At 56.0% G+C, this 19,639-nt stretch carries 14 protein-coding genes; 11 read left to right on the forward strand and 3 right to left on the reverse strand.

All coding sequences use genetic code 11. From position 1 onward, the window contains the following. The first annotated feature begins 30 nt into the window (after nucleotides 1-30). The 7 genes from ACFQI7_RS10395 to ACFQI7_RS10425 all read left to right on the forward strand — a co-directional run bounded on the left by ACFQI7_RS10395 (nucleotide 31) and on the right by ACFQI7_RS10425 (nucleotide 10,911). Nucleotides 31-882 carry a MurR/RpiR family transcriptional regulator gene (locus ACFQI7_RS10395; RefSeq protein WP_218099394.1) on the forward strand — a complete coding sequence of 284 codons (852 nt, stop codon included), beginning with the start codon at nucleotides 31-33 and terminating at the stop codon, nucleotides 880-882. A gap of 454 nt (nucleotides 883-1,336) precedes the next feature. Continuing rightward, the gene (locus ACFQI7_RS10400; RefSeq protein WP_218099324.1) at nucleotides 1,337-2,512 is read left to right on the forward strand and encodes an exo-beta-N-acetylmuramidase NamZ family protein; all 1,176 of its coding nucleotides are present in this window, start codon (nucleotides 1,337-1,339) and stop codon (nucleotides 2,510-2,512) included. A gap of 25 nt (nucleotides 2,513-2,537) precedes the next feature. Continuing rightward, complete coding sequence (locus ACFQI7_RS10405; protein ID WP_218099323.1) at nucleotides 2,538-4,154, forward strand: glycoside hydrolase family 3 protein; 1,617 nt, start codon at nucleotides 2,538-2,540, stop codon at nucleotides 4,152-4,154. A 491-nt stretch (nucleotides 4,155-4,645) separates the two neighbouring features. Further along, complete coding sequence (locus tag ACFQI7_RS10410) at nucleotides 4,646-6,148, forward strand: sensor histidine kinase (protein ID WP_218099322.1); 1,503 nt, start codon at nucleotides 4,646-4,648, stop codon at nucleotides 6,146-6,148. After that, nucleotides 6,126-6,836, forward strand: a complete 711-nt coding sequence (locus ACFQI7_RS10415) for a response regulator transcription factor (RefSeq protein ID WP_218099321.1) — start codon at nucleotides 6,126-6,128, stop codon at nucleotides 6,834-6,836. Before ACFQI7_RS10410 ends, ACFQI7_RS10415 begins: the two co-directional genes overlap by 23 nt. 91 nt (nucleotides 6,837-6,927) lie before the next feature. Beyond that, the gene (locus ACFQI7_RS10420) at nucleotides 6,928-8,415 is read left to right on the forward strand and encodes an S-layer homology domain-containing protein (RefSeq protein WP_218099320.1); all 1,488 of its coding nucleotides are present in this window, start codon (nucleotides 6,928-6,930) and stop codon (nucleotides 8,413-8,415) included. A 285-nt stretch (nucleotides 8,416-8,700) separates the two neighbouring features. Continuing rightward, nucleotides 8,701-10,911, forward strand: coding sequence for an alpha-galactosidase (locus ACFQI7_RS10425; protein ID WP_218099319.1), 2,211 nt, complete (start codon nucleotides 8,701-8,703; stop codon nucleotides 10,909-10,911). Between the two features lie 104 nt (nucleotides 10,912-11,015). Here the strand turns inward: ACFQI7_RS10425 and ACFQI7_RS10430 are convergent, their stop codons facing one another. Together ACFQI7_RS10430 and ACFQI7_RS10435 are read right to left on the reverse strand one after the other, a co-directional pair. After that, nucleotides 11,016-11,894, reverse strand: a complete 879-nt coding sequence (locus tag ACFQI7_RS10430; protein WP_218099318.1) for an arylamine N-acetyltransferase family protein — start codon at nucleotides 11,892-11,894, stop codon at nucleotides 11,016-11,018. A gap of 41 nt (nucleotides 11,895-11,935) precedes the next feature. After that, on the reverse strand, nucleotides 11,936-13,240 hold the full coding sequence (locus tag ACFQI7_RS10435) for an APC family permease (RefSeq protein WP_218099317.1): 1,305 nt from the start codon (nucleotides 13,238-13,240) through the stop codon (nucleotides 11,936-11,938). 128 nt (nucleotides 13,241-13,368) lie between these two features. Here ACFQI7_RS10435 and pdxR point away from each other — a divergent pair, with 128 nt between their 5' ends. Then, nucleotides 13,369-14,814, forward strand: coding sequence for a MocR-like pyridoxine biosynthesis transcription factor PdxR (gene pdxR, locus ACFQI7_RS10440; protein ID WP_218099316.1), 1,446 nt, complete (start codon nucleotides 13,369-13,371; stop codon nucleotides 14,812-14,814). 255 nt (nucleotides 14,815-15,069) lie between these two features. Here the strand turns inward: pdxR and ACFQI7_RS10445 are convergent, their stop codons facing one another. After that, nucleotides 15,070-15,831 carry a sugar phosphate isomerase/epimerase family protein gene (locus ACFQI7_RS10445; protein ID WP_218099315.1) on the reverse strand — a complete coding sequence of 254 codons (762 nt, stop codon included), beginning with the start codon at nucleotides 15,829-15,831 and terminating at the stop codon, nucleotides 15,070-15,072. A gap of 186 nt (nucleotides 15,832-16,017) precedes the next feature. On the opposite strand from ACFQI7_RS10445, the gene ACFQI7_RS10450 reads away from it, so the two are divergent. Genes ACFQI7_RS10450 through ACFQI7_RS10460 form a run of 3 tightly spaced genes read left to right on the forward strand, consistent with a single transcriptional unit; the run spans nucleotide 16,018 to nucleotide 19,607 of the window. Beyond that, complete coding sequence (locus ACFQI7_RS10450) at nucleotides 16,018-17,145, forward strand: GntR family transcriptional regulator (protein WP_218099314.1); 1,128 nt, start codon at nucleotides 16,018-16,020, stop codon at nucleotides 17,143-17,145. 49 nt (nucleotides 17,146-17,194) lie between these two features. Then, complete coding sequence (gene araD, locus ACFQI7_RS10455; protein WP_218099313.1) at nucleotides 17,195-17,884, forward strand: L-ribulose-5-phosphate 4-epimerase; 690 nt, start codon at nucleotides 17,195-17,197, stop codon at nucleotides 17,882-17,884. A 46-nt stretch (nucleotides 17,885-17,930) separates the two neighbouring features. Beyond that, nucleotides 17,931-19,607 carry a ribulokinase gene (locus tag ACFQI7_RS10460; RefSeq protein WP_218099312.1) on the forward strand — a complete coding sequence of 559 codons (1,677 nt, stop codon included), beginning with the start codon at nucleotides 17,931-17,933 and terminating at the stop codon, nucleotides 19,605-19,607. The last annotated feature ends 32 nt before the right edge of the window (nucleotides 19,608-19,639 follow it).

Below are 19,639 nucleotides of genomic sequence, written 5' to 3' on the forward strand. Positions count from 1 at the left end.
AGGATCCTTACACGAGAGCAGGTGAGAAGATTGAATGGCGGGCTCGTCAGATTAAGAGAAGCGCTCGACCGGCTGAATCCGTCGGAGCGCAAAGTTGCGGAATGTATCCTGAACGATCCGAAACAGGTCATCGAATGGTCCGTCGCGCAATTAGCGGAATCCAGCGGCGCCAGTCAGGCCGCAATCGTTAGATTGTGCAAATCGCTTGGGTTGAAAGGCTTTCCGGATTTGAAACTGAAAATCGCCGGAGATTTGCAGGAAACGGTATCGGACAGTGTAGGGTATCAGGAAATTAGGCCGCATGATTCCATTGAAACGATCATCCAGAACGTGTCGGCGAACAATGTGCAATCGATACGGGACACCGTTAAAATTTTGGATCAAGTGATGGTGGGCAAGGCGATTGACGCGCTGGAGAAGGCGGAGCGCATTTTTTTCTTCGGGATGGGAGCGTCCAATCTGATCGCGCTTGACGCGCAGCACAAATTTTTGCGCATTAACAAAACGTGCCTCTCCTTTGCGGACCCGCACGTGCAGCTCGTAACCGCCGTGACCATGACTCCGCGTGACGTAGCCGTCGGCATCTCGTATTCCGGTCAAACCAAGGAAGTGATCGCCACCATGAAGGCGGCGCAGGCACAAGGGGCAACGACCATCAGCATCACGAAATACGGAACGACGGCATTGCATGCCTATTCGCATATCCCTTTATGCATCTCCTCCACCGAGAATGAAATCCGCAGCGGCGCGATGGGCTCAAGAATAACGCAGCTCAATGTCATCGATATCTTATACCTGGGCGTGGCCAGCCGAAGTTACGAGCAGTCCGTTCAATATTTGGATAAAAGCCGCGCGGCGATTCGCGATTTGGCGAAAATGTAGAGGGTATATTCCTCTTCCGAGGTTCATCGAATTTCGCGATGAGGGGAACCGGCGGCGCAAACCGGCGCTGCCGAACAATGAAATAGGACAGCAAGAAAAACAAAAAGTACAAGCGGGAAGCCTTCCGGCGCAACCGTTCTGCCGCATCAGCATTGCACTCTCCAGAGGACGCTGTCGATGCCGCCGCAGAACGACGCAAACGGGGCTCCTGGTTGTACTTTCTTTGTCTGGCGGAAAGTCGGCTGCTGCGATATAATGGCAACGCTTGCAATTGTTGTCGGACGGATGTCGAGACGTTTGCCGCTCCGGGACAATATGTATTATGCGGGCTGATAGGAGGGGGGGCGCTAGCGAAGCTATGAACAGATGGTTCCAACGATTGCAATGATTCAGGTTTGGTCGGTTATCGAAGGAGTCGGAATACGATTTTTTCTTGAATGAAAGGGGAAAGCTCATGGGAAAGCAGGTTGCCGTCGGAGCGGATCGGCTAGAACGTTTAAAGCCGGAGCTTCAAGGCAGTCGGGTAGGATTATTAACGAATCCGACCGGTATCAACGGGCGGTTCGAAACAACCAGGGCACGCTGCGCAGCACTGCCCTGGCTGCAACTGAGCGCGCTCTTCGCGTGCGAGCACGGCATTCGCGGCGAACGGCAGGCTGGCGAGCAGTTCCAGGATGAAACGCATCCTTCGCTCGGCATTCCGGTATACAGCTTGTACGGGACGCGAAAAAAGCCGGATGCGGCCATGCTCGGCGGCATCGATGCGGTTTTATTCGATATTCAGGATACGGGAATGCGCTTTTATACTTATTTGTCTACTTTGGTCTATTTGATGGAAGCCTGTGCGGCGGGGGGCAAACGGCTCGTCGTTCTCGATCGGCCGAATCCGCTTGGGGGCTTCAGGGCGGAAGGCGGGCGGCTTGAGCCCGGATACGAATCCATGGTTGGTGCGGTAACCGGTATACCGTATGCGACGGGGTTAACGATCGGAGAATATGCCCGTTTCGTGAACGACAGCCGCCGCCTCGGCTGCAATCTGACGGTTCTCCCGATGGAAGGCTGGAACCGCGCGATGGAGTACGATGCGACCGGACTTTACTGGCTGCCGCCTTCGCCGAATATGCCGTCGATCGACACTGTGAGGGTGTACGCAGGGACGTGCTTGTTCGAGGGCACGAATGTATCGGAGGGGCGCGGCACGACACGACCGTTCGAAATGATCGGGGCGCCGTGGATCGACGGGGAACGCCTCGCCGCCGTATTTCATGAATACGGCAGTCCCGGCGTGCATGCTTGCCCGGTCTATTTTTCGCCCGTCTTCTCCAAGCATCAGGGAACGCTGTGCGGAGGCGTGAGGCTGTTCGTAACGGATGCGGCAACGTTTCGGGCGGTACAAACGGGATTGGCGCTGCTCGAATCGGTCCAAAAGCTGTATCCGGACACATTCGAGTGGCTGCCGCCGACACGGAATGACAAACCTTATTTCATCGATTTGCTATCAGGTGGAGCACGGGTACGACAGCAGCTTGGACAGTCGGGCGGCTATCGCAGTCTGCTGGAAACATACGGCCGGGAGCGGGAGGAATGGGTATCGCTAACCAAACCATGCCTGCTGTACGGTAACGAATGATTCGATTGCTTGGAAGGAGCAATGAATGATGGAGGGACTGGCGGAAATTCGGGATATCGGCAAGTTGACGCTGGAACAAAAAGTAGGCCAAATGATCCTATGCGGTTTTGAGGGCACAGAGCCCTCCGCCGAAGCGATCCGCGGCATTCGGGAACACGCGATCGGAGGGGTGTTGTATCGCGCCCGGAACGTTTGCGATACGGCACAGGCGGCGCAGCTGAGCATGGCGCTGCAGGCTGAAGCGAAAGCATGCGGCCAGCTGCCGCTCTGGATCGCGGTCGATCAGGGAGGCGGCGCGTTGGCCCGGCTGGCCGAAGGTATGGCGCTGATGCCGGGCGTCATGGCGATCGCCGCAGGCGGGAACAAGACCGCCGCATATAAGGCCGGTTCGATTAGTGGTCGCGAGCTGAAAGCGCTCGGCATCCATATGTGCCTTGCGCCGGTGCTCCATGAGAGTAATGGACCGGCGAACCCGAGGACGGGGGCGCACTTCGCCGGTGAAGGCGCCGAACATCTCGGCGACTACGGCGTACAGTTTCTCCGCGGGCTGCAGGACGCGGGCGTGGCCGCAGCGGCGAAGCCACTGCCCGGCTGCGCCGAGACGGATACGGCTTCGGCTGATGGCCAGTCGCGGCTTGATGCAGCGCATTTGCGCCCGTTCCGGCAGGCAATCGAAGCCGGCGTGGACGCCATTTTGTCCATTCCCGTCGTGGAACCGGGGAAGCGGACAGAGGTAAACCCGGATTTGGCGATGATCCGTTTGCTGCGGCGGCAGCTTGACTTCGAAGGCGTCATCGTAACGCATTGCCCGGAGCTGGACGCCCTGAACGACGAGGGCATGGAGCATGCCGCCGTCATGGCGGTGGAAGCGGGTGCCGACCTGATTGTGCTGCCCGTTCGGCATGACCTTCAGCTCGAAGCGCTGCAATCGTTGATCGAAGCGGTACGCAAGGGCCGAATCAGCGAAGAGCGTATCGACCGCTCAGTACGGCGGCTTTTGGCGCTGAAGGAGCGGTACGGGGTGTTCGCCGCGTTTGAGCCGGATGCCGGGATGGTGTCGGCGCTAGCGCGGGTCGGCTGCGAAGCCCACAAGGAAACCGCCCGGCGCATCAGCGAAGCTTCCACGACGCGGGTCCGGGACGAAAAGGCGCTCCTCCCCGTATCGGCCAACGGCTCGCTCTATGTCATATCGGTCGAAACAGCCGAGCATTTGCAGGCGGCCGAAGCGGCGCAGGCGCCTTTCACGCTTGGCCGCGCGCTGCGCCAGCTCGGATGCAAGGTCACCGAATTTTTGGTGCCGCAGCAGGAGGTCGAGGCGCTGCGCCATGAGCTGGTGCGAAGCGTTCGATACGGGCAGCAGGTCGTCGTGGCGACGTACAACGCCCAATTTGATGCGGCGCAAGCGGAATTGATCCGCGGGCTGCTAGCCGTCGGCAAAGAACCGATCGTCGTCGCCCAGTGCAGCCCGTGCGATTTGCTTGCGTTTCCCGACATTTCGACCTTTGTAGCTGCCTACGAGAGCCGGCCGCACACGCTCCGAAGCGCGGCTAAGGTGCTGCTCGGACAGCGGGAAGCGACCGGCAAGCTGCCGGTTGCGATCGGAACTTTGCACGCTGCCGGCTCCGGCGACAGCGGCACTTGATTCAGCCGGGCACGATATCGCAGCAGTAACCGCAAGTCGACGCATGCTCATGCTCCCCGGCGGCATCGGCCAAGCCGGTGCAACTGCATGCGAATGATGCGGCGAAACGGCATGGATGCATAGCCGTTCGCGTGACCGGCTGCCGTCCTGCTCATCCATCCGACTGCCGCCACCCAAGCGATGCGGCAGTCGGCGTAGGAAAGCTTGCCTTTGGGGCAATACATCCGTACGGATATAGACGATATATGTCTAGAACACTTCAAGCCGCAGGGCGAACTGCGGCTTGAAGTGTTCTTTTTTGCGTATTTTACTAAGATGCCGTTAAACGTATCAAACTAGCTTTATGGAGATGGAACCTCTACGACTGCAATCGCTTTCCGTATCCGCATATATTAACAAATCCTTAAATCACGGCGTTTTCATTGAATTCGCCGCCGACTTTCGTTACATTTTGTGTAATACCGATCTATTGAAACGGAAGGAGGGAATGTATGTCCATCCGATTAAAGCTGCTTTTTTCGTATACGGGAACGCTGCTGATTACGATCCTGATCTTCGTAGCCACGACATTTTTCATCACGGTGGCGGTTACGGGAGACATGAAGAGCATCAAGCAGTTTTACAAAATTCATTATGCGCTGAATCCGTTATCGCCGGAAGTCGAAAGCTTGTTCATGGAATTGAAATATATGACCAAGAACGACAATCCCGACCGGCTCCTCGATGCCGGTTTGCTGAAAGACTACGATAACAAGCTCCGCATTGCGCAGGCAACGCTGATTATCCGGAAGGGCCAAGGCATTTATTACGCTTCGCCGCCATGGAAGACGCTTCAGCCCGAGGCGCATCTCCCCGAGTACGATGCAGGCAATATTCAGATTCGGGGCACGTTTAATATCGGGGATCGCTTTTTTTCATATGCGAAATATGATTTCGTATTCGGCGATCAATCGAGCGGGAGCGTATTCGTCCTGAGAGAGCGCAGCCCTTTTGCCGAGCTGACGCGGAAGCTTCTGCCGCTGCTCATTTCCATCCTGTTTATTTTGCTCCTGCTGGCAAACGTCATGCTTTATTATTTCATCACGCGCAGCATCATTGTACCTCTGCAGAAGCTCAGGCTGTCGGCGGATAAAATCAGGGAAGGCAACCTGGACTTTCGGATCGAACCGGCTGCTGGGGGCGAAATCGGACAGTTGTCCACCGCCTTCGAAGAAATGCGCAAGCAGCTGAATCATTCCCTTGAGCTGCAGCAGCAGTACGAGGAAAACCGCAAGGAACTGCTTTCGAACATATCGCATGACTTGAAAACGCCAATTTCGTCTATCAAAGGGTATATCGAGGGAATTCGGGACGGTGTCGCCAATACGCCGGAAAAAATGGATAAATACGTCAACACCATTTTCGGCAAAACAGTAGCGATGGACCGGTTGATCGACGAGTTGTTTTTATATTCGAAGCTCGATTTGAAGAAGGTGCCTTTTCATTTCGAGAAGCTCGACCTGAACCGGTTTTTGTCCGATGTGCTGGAGGAGCAGCGGTTCGATCTGGAGGCCAAAGGATTTCAATTGCATTATACCGAATGGGGGGGCGAGCCGGTTTATGTGCACATCGATCCGGAGAAGCTCGAGCGGGCGGTAACCAACATCATCGATAATTCCGTCAAATTTATGGACAAAGAAGAAAAGCATATTACCGTTCGCGCGGAGCCCGGGAAGAAAGATGTGACGGTTCGCATTACCGATAACGGACCCGGCATACCGGGCGACGCCGCGGCGCATATTTTCGATCGCTTTTACCGGGCGGAAAGCTCGCGCAATTCCAAAACCGGCGGAAGCGGGCTCGGGCTGGCGATCGCCAGACAAGTCATCGAAGGACACGGCGGAACGATCGGAGCGGAAAGCGTGTACGGACAGGGCACGACGATATATTTTACGCTGGAGCGGTACACATCAAACGGCAATGGAGATTCTCATGAAAAAAATATTAATTATTGAAGACGAAGCAAGCATTGCGGACCTGCAGCGGGATTATTTTGAACTGAACGGTTTCAGCGCGGACATTTGCGCCAGCGGGGATGAGGGACTGCGGAAGGCGCTCCAGGAAGATTACGGCTTGATCGTGCTAGATTTAATGCTGCCCGGCATGGACGGCATGGAAGTATGCAGGCAAATCCGAAGCGTCAAGGACGTCCCGATCCTCATCGTCTCTGCCAAGAAGGAAGAAGTGGATAAAATACGCGGATTGGGGGGCGGCGCGGACGATTACATTACAAAGCCGTTCAGTCCGAGCGAGCTGGTAGCCCGGGTGAAGGCGCATTTGGCCCGTTATGAGCGGTTGACCGGCGGCAAAGAAAACAAGAGCGGGGAAATCCGGACCGGCAGCCTCGTTCTCGATACGGTCGCGCGCAGAGTGTACGTGGGCGGCAAGGAAGCGACGATGACGGCCAAAGAATTCGACCTCCTGACGTTCCTGGCGCTTCATCCGAACCGGGTGTTCGGCAAAGAGGAGCTGTTCGAGAAAATATGGGGGATGGATTCGCTGGGCGACATCGCGACCGTTACCGTTCACATTCGTCGCATCCGGGAAAAAATCGAAACCGACCCGTCGCGCCCGGAGTATATCGAAACGTTGTGGGGAGCCGGTTATCGCTTTGCCTCCGGCCGCAGCGGCGGCAGTATTTAATAATTATTTAATCTCTTGTTTCTCGCCCGTTTAGAATCCTCCGGTAAGATGAATGTTGTAGAGCAATTCATTCATAGGAGGCATACGAAACATGAGAAAACAAGCGATAAAAGCTATATTGGCCGCAGCGATCGGCTCGGCGGCGCTCCTTCCTTCCCATATCCAAACCGCAAGTGCAGATGCAGCCTCGTTTACGGACCTGTCCCAGGCGGGAGCTTTTCAAGCGGCAATGACGGAGATGCTGAATCAGAACATTTTCTCCGGTTACGGTGACGCGATGATTCGCCCGAACCAGCCGATTACGCACGCGGAGCTGGCAAAAGTGCTTGTCAAAACGTTCCACTTGATCGAAAACGGAACAAAGGACGCGGCCTTTGGCGACGTCGCGAACAACGACTGGTATGCCGGCGAGGTGGAGGCGCTGATTGATAACGGCGTCATTTCGGGCAAGGAGGCGATGTTCCAGCCGAACAAGCCGGTAACGCAAGCTTACCTTACGGATGCGCTGTCCAAACTATTGGTTAAGAAGTCGGCCATCATCCAAACGTGGTTCAAGGACGGTTACCAGGCGGAGAAGCCGGTCAGCCGCGGGCAAGCCGCATCGTTGATGCAGATCGCTCAGCCTCGCAAGCCTTCCGCCGATGCGGCGGTTACCGGCGTAAAGGCGGTCAATCCGATTACGCTGGAAGTGACGTTCTCCGCGCCGCTCACAGCGCAGGACGTCGATTTGGAAATGGCGAAGAAAAACTTCGTATTTACGGACGGCATGTCCATCGTTAACGTGCCGCAACTGAAGAACGGCGCCGTGTCGACTTACATCGTTCCGGTCACTCTGCATAAGCCGGGGACGACCTATACGCTCACGTATAAGGGGAAAGCGGCCGGCACGTTCGCGGCGATGACGAATAAAATTTCTTTGAACGGCACGGCGCAAGTCACGTCCGACACGTTCGAGGTCACGTCCAGCCAACAAGACGGCGTGGCGGATTACGGGTACCTCGTCGAATCGTACTTCGGCAGCCGCGGCGGCAAAGAGATCGCGATTGACGGGAACCAGTCGTATAACGGCGTCACTTATCAAGTCATCTCGTCGCTAAGATCGCGACAAGCGCTGTTAACTCCCGAGAACGGGCAGCCGATCGTCGTCGATTACGTGCCGTATACGCAGGCGACCGACGGACGCCAGGCGCCGAAATTCCGTTTGCCGAGCGGCGAGAAGCTGAAGCCGGGCGTCAAATATACGGTAACGTCCGACTGGTTTACGTTGAAAGAAGACACGTTCACGGCCAAAGAAATCGCGCCGCTCGCGATTCAATCCGTCAAGGCGGTGAATGAGACGACGCTGACGATCACTTTGGCCGCCGATCCGAAGGACGAGCTGTTCTCCGGCAGGTCGGTCAAGTTAACGGACGAGAGCGGGCAGTCATTGACGGCTCAATATAAAGTGCAAACCCGCAAAGGGGCGGAGGGCACGTTCGAATTGACGGCGGGAAGCAAGCTCAATCCGAGCGCTTCGTACCGGGTTACGCCGGTCGGCGATTGGGCGGTTGCCGATAACGTTGTGCTTCAAGGCAAGTAATCCTTAAGTATAGAGGTTCACGTCATCCTTTCTCGGGATGGCGATGAGCCTCTTTTTTTCATGAGCAAGACCGAAAGCGATGGTCGTTCACTCCGCCAATGATGCAGCCGTTGCACGGGCTGAACAAGTGAGCGGAACAGAAAAGCAAGTTCGTGGCACGCACGAATCACTCGCGCGCTTCCGAAATTGAACTAATTTCGTCCATACGAAATCGCTTTTCTCCATATGCCCGCGGCAGGATTGGCTTTATAATGGAAAGCGAAGCCGATTCATGGGAGGACACATATGAGCATTCATTTCGATTCTCAGACGCAAACGTTCCATCTGCAAGCAAAGCAAGCCAGTTACATTATGCAAATCGTCAAAAACAAATATATCGCCCATGTGCATTGGGGCCGTAAAATTCGCGGCACGAATTTGTCGTCGCTTCTGGCTATCCGCGGCCGCTGCTCGTTTACGCCCAATACCGATCCGGAAGACAAGAGCTTGTCGCTCGATACGCTGCCTCAAGAGCTGCCCTCGTACGGCAGCAGCGATTTTCGCGTTCCTGCTTATCAGGTGCAGACGGTGAACGGGTCTACGGTCAGCGAGCTGATCTATGATTCGCATCGGATTTACCCCGGGAAGCCGCTTCTGGACGGGCTTCCGGCCACTTACGTGGAGCATGAAGCGGAAGCCGAGACGCTTGAAATCGTGATGAAGGACGAGCTGATCGGGCTTAAGGCGATCCTCACGTATACCGTGTTTCACGACCATAACGCCGTTGCCCGGTCGGTCCGCTACCTCAACGAAGGCGGACAAACGCTTCGTCTGCTCCGCGCGCTTAGCATGAGCATCGACTTTGCCCATTCCGAATTCGATATGCTGCATTTGTCCGGTTCCTGGGCGCGCGAGCGCCATATCGAGACGCGACCACTAACGAAGGGGGGCGCCGTCATTGAAAGCCGCCGAGGCGCTAGCAGCCATTCGTTCAATCCGTTCATCGCCCTTCTGTCCAAAGACGCCGGAGAAGAACACGGCGAAGCGTACGGCTTCAGCCTCGTCTACAGCGGCAGCTTCGTTGCGCAGGCGGAAGTTGATCCTTACAGCACGACGCGTGTCGTACTCGGGATCAATCCGTTCGACTTCAGCTGGCTGCTCGAGGCAGGCGAGTCGTTCCAGACGCCGGAAGCGGTGCTTGTGTATTCCGCAGAAGGGCTTGGGGGCATGTCCCGGACGTATCATCGGCTATACCGGACGCGGCTGTGCCGCGGCGAATTCCGCGATCAATCGAGACCGGTGCTCGTCAACAACTGGGAGGCGACGTACTTTAACTTCGACGCCGACAAAATCGAAGCGATCGCAAGGGCCGGGGAGGAGCTCGGCATTGAGCTGTTCGTGCTGGACGACGGTTGGTTCGGCAAGCGGGATAATGACAAGAGCTCGCTCGGCGACTGGTTTGTGGATAAGAACAAGCTGCCGAACGGACTCGAGGATTTAGTCGGCCGCGTGAAGAAGCTCGGCATGCAGTTCGGCCTCTGGTTCGAGCCGGAGATGGTGTCGCCGGACAGCGAGCTGTACCGCGCGCATCCGGATTGGTGTCTGCACGTGCCGGATCGGAGAAGAACGACCGCACGTACCCAACTCATTCTGGATTATTCCCGCGCTGACGTGCGCGAATATATCGTGAAAGTGATTTCCGACATCTTGGCAAGCTGTCCGATCACGTATGTCAAATGGGACATGAACCGCAACATGACCGAGATCGGCTCCGCGCTGCTGCCGCCGGAACGCCAGCGTGAAACCGCGCATCGCTATATGCTTGGCCTCTACGAGGTGCTGGAGAAGATCACTACCGCGTTTCCGCATATTTTGTTCGAAAGCTGCTCCGGCGGCGGCGGGCGTTTCGACCCCGGCATGCTCTACTATATGCCGCAGACGTGGACAAGCGATAATACGGATGCGGTCGAACGATTGAAAATTCAGTACGGCACAAGCATCGTGTATCCGATTAGCAGCATGGGGTCGCATGTGTCGGCGATTCCGAACCATCAGGTGCACCGGATGACGCCAATCGCGATGCGCGGCCATGTCGCCATGTCGGGCAACTTCGGGTATGAGCTGGATTTGACGAAGTTTACGGAGGAAGAGAAAGCGGCCGTGAAGCAGCAGGTAGCCATTTACAAGGAACTGCGCCCGCTTATTCAGTTCGGAGATTTTTACCGGCTCCTTAGCCCGTTTGAAGGCAATGAGACGGCATGGATGTTCGTGTCGGAAGACCGATCGGAGGCGCTTGTCGCTCACTTCCAGGTGCTCGCAAAGCCGAACCCGCCGTTGCAGAAGCTGCGTCTAAGAGGACTTGACTTGGACCGGGATTACCGCGTGTTTGCAGCGGAGCAAGAGCTGGAAGGCAGTCCGCTGTTCGGCGGCGACGAGTTGATGCACGTTGGCGTCCATTTGCCGGTCGTAAAGGGCGATTTCAAGAGCTGGTTATATCGTCTGCAATCTGTCCGCTAAAATAATAAAGCACGCTCGTTCCTGGGTTGCCTGCCTTTGACTCCACGCATTGCGGAGCGACCGGCGCCGGAACTGCGTGCTTTTCTTTTTCTTATAACACCCGCTTAGTCCCGCTGAGAAAGCTCTTTCTTTCGGAGCCATTCCTCATGCTTTTGTCTGACCTTTTGCCATAAGGCATCCTTCTCCAGATCGCTATACCGCACCAGATGTTCGCCGAACACTTCATCCAGTACGGCCAACCATTGCGACTTCGTTTGCAGCTCGGTCTTCGTTATGCCGCCGCCGTCTTGCTTGCTCCATACACACCCTCGAAGCTCATTGCTTTCGTTTGCCATCCGGTTGCGAATGAGAAACAGTCCGATCCAAGGCGAGTCCGCCGAACGGCTGTAATGCTCGTGCTTCGGGTGAAACACCGCAATATCCTCTACAACCTCGGGGGCATAATCAACGCCGGTAAAAGACGCCCGCGGATCATGCTCCAATCGCCAGCCTCGTTCCGCAACGCCGGAAGGGACCACTTTATAAGTAAACGGACCTTGCGCATAGACCCCCGGCTTGAGCGGGATCGGTTCATACGGCAAATCCCCGAGCCCGGCATCGATGATCCATGGTTCTTCTTCGTTCGCTTCATTCTCCAGCGTAACGATTAAACCGAGGTGAAACGAGTTGATCCGCGGCGTTTCGCCAAGCGGCTGAACGCCGGCCCTGTGCATGGAAACGCGGTAGCCCAACGAGCGTAGAAGCGTGCAGAACGCTCCGTTCAGATGGAAGCAATAACCGCTTCGGCCGTTAATCATCAGCTGCACCGACTCCCTTACGTCGATGGATGCCGGTTGTCCGGCAAAAATATCGATCGTTTGCCATGTGATGCGGCTTACATGAGCCTTATGCAGTTTAATGAGGTATGGCAGCGTCGGAGCTTCGATATCTGCAATACCGATTCTTTTCAAATACGATTTGATTTCATCCTGCGTCATGATCATATGGAGTGCCCCCTGTATGGACATGGTTTCGAATAAAGGTTTTACGAAGTAAATGGGTTCCGGTCAGTAGTATCAGTGGGACGCGACCGTCGCAAATTCCAAATCATCATAATAACGACGACGGCCAAAGGATACAAAGCCGGCCAGCCCAAAAACGGGTACAAGCCTAACGTTACAATGAGCGAAATCCAGGACGACATCCGGCCAAGTCTGGTGTCGCGGAGCAGGCGAATGCCGGCCAGGCAGCCGCCGATGTACGTTGCGATAAAGGTTGCATTGGGGAGCGCAATCAACTGGGAAAGCGAGACTGTCTTGAACAACAGCGCCGCCATGCTGATCGCATTGCCGACGGCGATAAAAGCAAGGCCGCCGATCGGCGTACGGTATTTGCGGTGCAGCGCGCCGAGCCATTTGGGCGCTTCTCCCGCTTGGGCCATGGTGTAGGCGATGCGCGCACCTGCGCTGGAATATGCGTTGAATGCGGCGAAACAAATAAAGATGGCGGTGACGGCCACGATCCAGCCGCCGGCAGGCCCCAAAGAGCGCTGCACCATCACGCTTAGCGCAGCCACAGAACTTGACCCACCGTAGCTGTGCGTGGCTACCGTCATGAAAGCGACGGCGAAGTAGATCAAGGATACGATTCCGGCGCTCCATAAGACGCCGCGGATCGCATTTTTGCGCGGGTCGACGAACTCGGCCGACAGATGGGTGACCGCTTCCCAGCCGATGAAGCACCAGAACATCAAGCCCGCCGCCTGAAGCACGCTCTTCCAGCCGCTCGGCATGAACGGGGTAAAGTTGTCGACGGACGCGTGCGGAATGCTCGATGCAATTGCCAGAAGCAGGATGGCGACGATGAACGAAATGACCACCGTCTGCACTTTGCCCGCCAGATGCAACCCGAAGACATGCATCGCCAGCGGTATGATCAAGATCAGCGATGCAACCGTGTAAGTCTGAACGTCGCCCCAATGCAGCAATACGGCCAAATATTGAGCGCAGGTGTCGGCGACGACCGGGCCGCCGATCGGCACGGAGAGAAGAAAAAACGAGCCGACGAGATGGCCGGCCTTGTTGCCGTAAGCGAGCCGCACAAAGTGGGAGACGCCGCCCGAGCTTGGGTACTTCGCCGCGAGCAGTCCCATCGTGATCGCCATCGGGATGACCAGAACGGACATCAGCAGCCAGGCGATGACCGATGCCGGCCCGGCCATCTCGGCGGTCAGTCCCGGCACGAGCAATATGCCGGAACCAATGACCGACCCGATATACAGGGCGACGATTTGCGGTAAAGTCAATGTCGCTTGAAGTTTTGCTGTCTCCACTGATGATGTTCGTGACATCGATATACCCCACTTTACATTGTAACTTTCTTAAAGCTAATGTTTACATTATACTAGAACTGACCTTTGAAAAAGGGTCAGTTTAGCATTGTTTTTTCATGTCAGATTAGCGGGAGCTGTTGCGCCGAATGCTGAATCTTAACTTGACCGACCGTTCCGCCCAGCCGAGCTATATGCAGCTGTATACGCAAATCAGGGATCAAATTCGAAGCGGGGGCATTCCGTACGGTTCGCGGCTGCCTTCTGTCAGATCGCTTATGCAGCAGCTGAGCATCAGCAAAACAACGGTAGAATCCGCCTATCAAATTTTGCTTGCCGAAGGGTATGCCGTAAGCCGGCCAAGATCGGGCCTCTATGTAACCAATCCGTTTGGCGTGGCGAAACCGGCTAAATCAACGGCCGAATTGCTGCCGACTCCAAAACAGCCTCTGCAGCTTCAAGTTTTTCCGGCGGATGATTGCTACCGGATCGATTTCAGGCCTTCCGCCGTCGATGAACAGTTGTTTCCTATGCGAAGCTGGAGAAAAGTGCTTCACGAAGCATTGGATCATTCCCAGGGCAAAATTAACAAATATGGCGACCCGCAGGGAGAATATGCCTTTCGCAGCGTTTTAGCGGAATATTTACGAAATTCGCGAGGCGTCGTTTGCGTGCCCGAACAAATTGTAGTCGGCACCGGCATTCATTACAGCGTGGGGATATTGGCCAAACTGTTTGCGGCGGGAATCGATCATATTGCGTTCGAGGAGCCCGGATTTGCGCCGGTTCGCGAGCATTTCATCCAGTACGGCTTTCAAGTCTCTCCGATTGAAGTGCGTGATAATGGCATTTCGCTCGAGGGACTGGAGAATTCCGGCGCGCAGGCGGTGTATATTACGCCCTCTCACCAGTTTCCTACCGGCAGTGTCATGCCGTATCCGGAACGTGAACGCTTGCTCCACTGGGCGCAGACGAGAGATGCATACATCATTGAGGACGATTACGACGGGGAATTCCGTTACTTCGTCAAGCCGCTTCCGTCCTTGCAAGGGCTTGACCGCGACGGGAGGGTCATCTATATCGGTACTTTCTCCAAGGCATTCACTCCGGCGTTGCGGATGAATTATTTGGTATTGCCGTTAATTCTGATCGAGAAGATGAGACAGGTGCAGTATTTGTTTGACGGCCCGTCGCGCATCGATCAATGGGCCATGCAGTCTTTTATCGAGCAGGGCCACTGGTACCGCCATATTCGGCGAATGCGCAAAACGTACGGTAAAAAGCATCACCGGTTTATCGAGCTGATTCGGACCCATTTGGGAGAGCGTGTCCAAATTACCGGCCACAATGCCGGCCTTCACGTTCAACTGACCGTCAACACGCGTCAAACGTCGGATGTTCTTGTGAAATTGGCGGCAGAAGAAGGCGTCAAAATTTATGATCTGCAAGAGATGCGGATGAGACCGCGTCCACCCGGGGATCCGCAAATTTATTTGGGTTTTGGCGGCGTTCATGAGAAAGAGATGGAAGAGGGTATCCGGCTGATCAAGAAGTCTTGGGAGGGCCTTTGGAATAAAGAAAAAGAGAGGAACTAAGCCAGGCCGGGCTTTTCCTCCCTCTTGTAGGTTTGATGAAAACCGCGGAACATCGCGCCCTAACGCTTCGTCCAGGCGCCGGAGTATGAAAGCTTTGCAAACGAACTTGTTGCCGGGAATGGTCCCGACACCCGACGGCGTCCGGCGTATTCCGGGAGCTCGATTCTGCGGCTTGGACGATAGTCGCGGTGGCCGAGTGGTTTGCGATTCGCTGTGGACGGTTCGTCCAATCTATGATTGCCTTCGGTCTGCCTGTCAGCTCACGAACTGCTTTAGAAACTGCAGGCTGCTTCTCATATCGTTCGCCGGGTCATCCGCTTTGCATTCCGCCGAAATCATTCCCGTATAACCTATCTCCTTCAAAATGCCGAAGAAGGTGTTGTAATCGTACGTCCCGGAACCCGGATGCCTGCGTCCCGTATCCGCCAAATGAATGTGGGCTAGCCACGCGCCGTTCGTTCGCAGTGCGTCCAGAGGCTCCTGCTCCTCGTCCATATGGTAAAAGTCTGCGAGCACCCGAACCTCAGGACGGTTGATTTGCTGCGCATACTCGACCGCTTCATCCACGCTGTTTATGATGTTCGATTCTTTCCGGTTTAACGGTTCGATGGCGAGCGTGACGCCTGTGCCTTTCAGTTCATCCGCGCACCAGTCCAACACCTGAAGCAGCTGCTGTTCCGCCCGTAAGCGTTCGCAATGATCAGGCACATTGCGGGCCCCGCCGCTGCCAAGAACGATGATTCCGGCGCGGGCTTCGCTCAAAACCGCCGCCGCGCGCGCAATATAATGACGTATCCGCGCGTCGTTCGCGTCGGGTCCGACGAGCTTCATATCCTTCGGGAATAAGATATTGAAAGCGGAGGTTGGGATCGGCGAGGCCAAAATGGGTTTCATGGCATCGGCCAATCCCGAGTCCTGCTCCAGCGGAAGCGGAGCGACAGGCAATTCAATAAAATCATACCCTATTTCCTTCAGCAGTTCGGCGTTCTGGATCGAGGTGCACCATCCGATTTTCAAATCTTATCCCTCCCAATATTGTAAGTTCACATGTATTGTAACAACATCCGGCAGTCCTCACCATACAAAAAAAGCCGAAAACGATGGATATTGCTATCAATTTTGAAGTTGTACGTACATGTTAGCTTGCATTGCAATACGTGCTATAATACGGATTATTGTATTTTACATACATGAGGTGCGACATTGAACGAAAAAACGAAACCGAAACATGAGCAAGTGAAAGAAATGATCCTGTCCTGGATCGAATCCGAGCGTTATAAGCCAAACGATCAACTGCCGACGGAGCACGAGCTGTCCGAATTGTCCGGAACGAGCCGGCAGACGGTCCGCCAGGCGCTCGGGACGCTCGTACAGGAAGGACGGCTTTACCGCAAACAAGGAAGCGGCACTTACGTTGCCGCTTTATCGGAGAGAAGAACGGCGGATATGCCGACCATCGGCGTGCTGACGACGTACATCTCAGACTATATTTTTCCGCAGATCGTCCGCGGGGCGGAGTCGGTACTGCGGGAGCAGGGCTGCCTGATGCTGCTGTCGAGCACGGATAACGATAAAGCGAAGGAGCGGGACAATCTGCTGATGCTGCAAGCCGGCCCCCTGCAAGGATTGATCATCGAGCCGACGAAAAGCGCGCAAGGCAATCCGAATCTGGATTGTTATTTGGCGCTCGAATATATGAAGATTCCTTACTTGATGATCAACGAGCGCTATGCGGAGCTGGATTGCCCTTGCGTCAAAGTGGATGACGAGCTCGGCGGTTACTTGGCCGCCAAGCATTTGATCGAGCTCGGGCACTTCCGGATTGCCGGATTTTTCAAGACGGACGATTTGCAGGGGACGCAGCGGCTGAAAGGGTTTTTGCGCGCGCATCGCGAGTTCGGGGTGCAATTGCGTCCCGAACATGTCGTTCATTACGCGACGGAAAACAAAGAAACGAGACCTTTCGAGCTGGCGCTTACGATGCTGGAGAAGCCGGAGGAGCGGCCGACCGCAATCGTATGCTATAACGACGAGCTGGCGGTGCGACTGCTGGAGGCGGTTCGCCGGACGGAGCTGCGCGTGCCGGAGGACGTGTCCATGATCGGCTTCGACGATTCGTTTCTTGCGACGGCCACGGAAGTCAAACTGACGTCGGTCTCGCATCCGAAAGCTGAGCTCGGCATGAAGGCCGCCGAGCTGCTGATCGCCATGATGGAAGGCAGCGCGCCATCTCGAAACCGGGATATTATTTTCGCTCCGGATATCGTATTGCGGGACTCGACCAAGCCTTATGAAAAAAATGGTGACAAATTTGTACGTACAAATGTATAATGGATTTGTCGGTTAACCATGACTGTTTTTCAGGAAGGGTGAGGTCCTGTTGCTCGAAGCATTGAAAAGGGAAGTGTGGGAGGCCAACTTGGCGCTTCCTCGCCACGGATTGGTAACGTTTACATGGGGCAATGCGAGCGGTATCGATCGTACCTCAGGGCTTGTCGTTATTAAGCCGAGCGGCGTTCCGTACGAGGATTTGCTACCGGACGACATGGTCGTGGTGGACTTGCAGGGAAGCGTTGTCGAAGGCCGGCTCAAGCCATCCTCCGATACGCCGACGCATGTGGTGTTGTACCAAGCTTTTCCTGCCATCGGGGGGGTTGTACATACACATTCGCCATGGGCGACCAGTTGGGCGCAAGCCGGCCTGGCGATCCCGGCGCTCGGAACGACGCATGCGGACTATTTCTATGGTGAAATCCCATGTACGCGGGCGATGACAGGAGCTGAAATTCAGGGAGCATACGAAGCGGAGACGGGACGCGTGATCGTTGAGACGTTTGCCGGGCTTGATCCGTTAGAAGTTCCGGGCGTGCTTGTGCACAGTCATGCGCCGTTCAACTGGGGGACGGATGCGCATAACGCCGTGCATAACGCCGTCGTACTGGAAGAAGTCGCGAAGATGGCGCTTCATACGTTCGCGCTGAGGCCCGGCGTCCCGGCCATGGATCGTACACTGCTGGACCGCCATTTTTTGCGAAAGCACGGAGCGAAGGCGTATTACGGGCAAAAGTAGCGCCTGAACACGCGGTTGCCTGTGAATGGATGAAGGAGGATGGTTTATGTCCAAAAAATACGCGATCGGCGTCGATTACGGCACGGAATCGGGGCGCGCGGTGCTGGTCGATTTGGCCGACGGCACGGAAGTGGCGGATCATGTGACGCCGTACCCTCACGGCGTTATCGACGAGCGGCTGCCGGGCTCCGGTATCCGGTTGGAACACGACTGGGCGCTGCAGCATCCGGGCGATTACTTGGAAGTGCTGCGTCGTTCGGTTCCGGAAGTTATTCGCCTGTCCGGGGTACAGCCGGAAGAGGTGATCGGTCTGGGCATCGATTTTACCGCCTGCACGATGCTGCCGGTCGATGCGCAGGGCGAACCGCTCTGCTTCGACCCGTCTCTGCAAACGAACCCGCACAGCTGGGTTAAGCTGTGGAAGCATCATGCGGCGCAGGCCGAGGCCAACCGGATTAACGAAGTTGCGGCTGCGAGAGGAGAAGCGTTCCTGCCGCGATACGGAGGGAAAATTTCTTCGGAATGGATGCTTGCCAAGGCGTGGCAAATTTTGAATGAAGCGCCGGACATTTACGAGCGCACCGATCTGTTCCTTGAAGCGGCGGACTGGGTTGTGTTCCAGATGTCCGGCCAAGTCGCAAGGAACAGCTGTACAGCCGGTTACAAAGCGAATTGGCACAAGCGGGAAGGATTTCCGAACGCTGCTTTTTTCAAAGAGCTTGATCCGCGTCTGGAATCGCTTGCCGATACGAAGCTCCGCGGCAATATTTTCCCGCTCGGCACGAAGGCTGGGACTTTGTCGGAGGCGATGGCAGGCCAAATGGGGCTGAAGCCGGGGATTGCGGTCGCCGTCGGGAATGTAGACGCCCATGCGGCCGTACCGGGCGTCGGCGTCGTCACGCCGGGCAAGCTGGTGATGGCGATGGGCACCTCGATTTGCCACATGCTGCTCGGGACGGAGGAGAAGCAGGTCGAAGGCATGTGCGGCGTCGTGGAGGACGGCATCATTCCCGGCTATCTCGGGTATGAAGCGGGGCAATCCGCGGTCGGCGATATTTTCGCATGGTTTGTCGAACATGGCGTTCCGGCCTACGTGATGGTAGCGGCAGAACAGGAAGGCGTCGGCGTTCACGACTGGCTTGAACGGCGGGCTGCGGCATATAAACCGGGCGAAACCGGCTTGCTGGCGCTCGATTGGTGGAACGGCAACCGGTCCGTCCTGGTGGACACCGATTTGACCGGAATGATCGTCGGATACACGCTGCTCACGAAGCCGGAGGAAGTGTACCGCGCCCTGCTGGAAGCGACGGCATTCGGTACGCGCAAGATCGTCGAAGCGTTCCACGATAGCGGCGTGCCGGTGGAGGAGTTGTATGCTTGCGGCGGCCTGCCGCAGCGCAACCGGCTGCTGATGCAAATTTATGCCGATGTGACGAACCGGGAGATCAAGATCGCCGATTCCAAACAGACGCCCGCGCTCGGCGCGGCGATGTTCGGTGCGGTTGCGGCGGGAAGCGCGGCTGGCGGCTACGATTCGATCGTGGAAGCGGCGCAGCGGATGGCCCGCATCCGGGAGGAGACGTTCAAGCCGATTCCGGAACATGTAGCGTTATACGATAAGCTGTATGTGGAATACAACCGGCTGCACGATTATTTCGGCCGGGGCGGAAACGACGTGATGAAGCGCTTGAAGGCGCTTAAAGAAACCGCGCTGCAGGCGTAACCGTCGCGGATGATTCCAACCGTGACCTGTGC

Origin of the sequence: Paenibacillus allorhizosphaerae, assembly GCF_042659105.1 — a bacterium.
GTDB classification, from domain to species: domain Bacteria; phylum Bacillota; class Bacilli; order Paenibacillales; family NBRC-103111; genus Paenibacillus_G; species Paenibacillus_G allorhizosphaerae.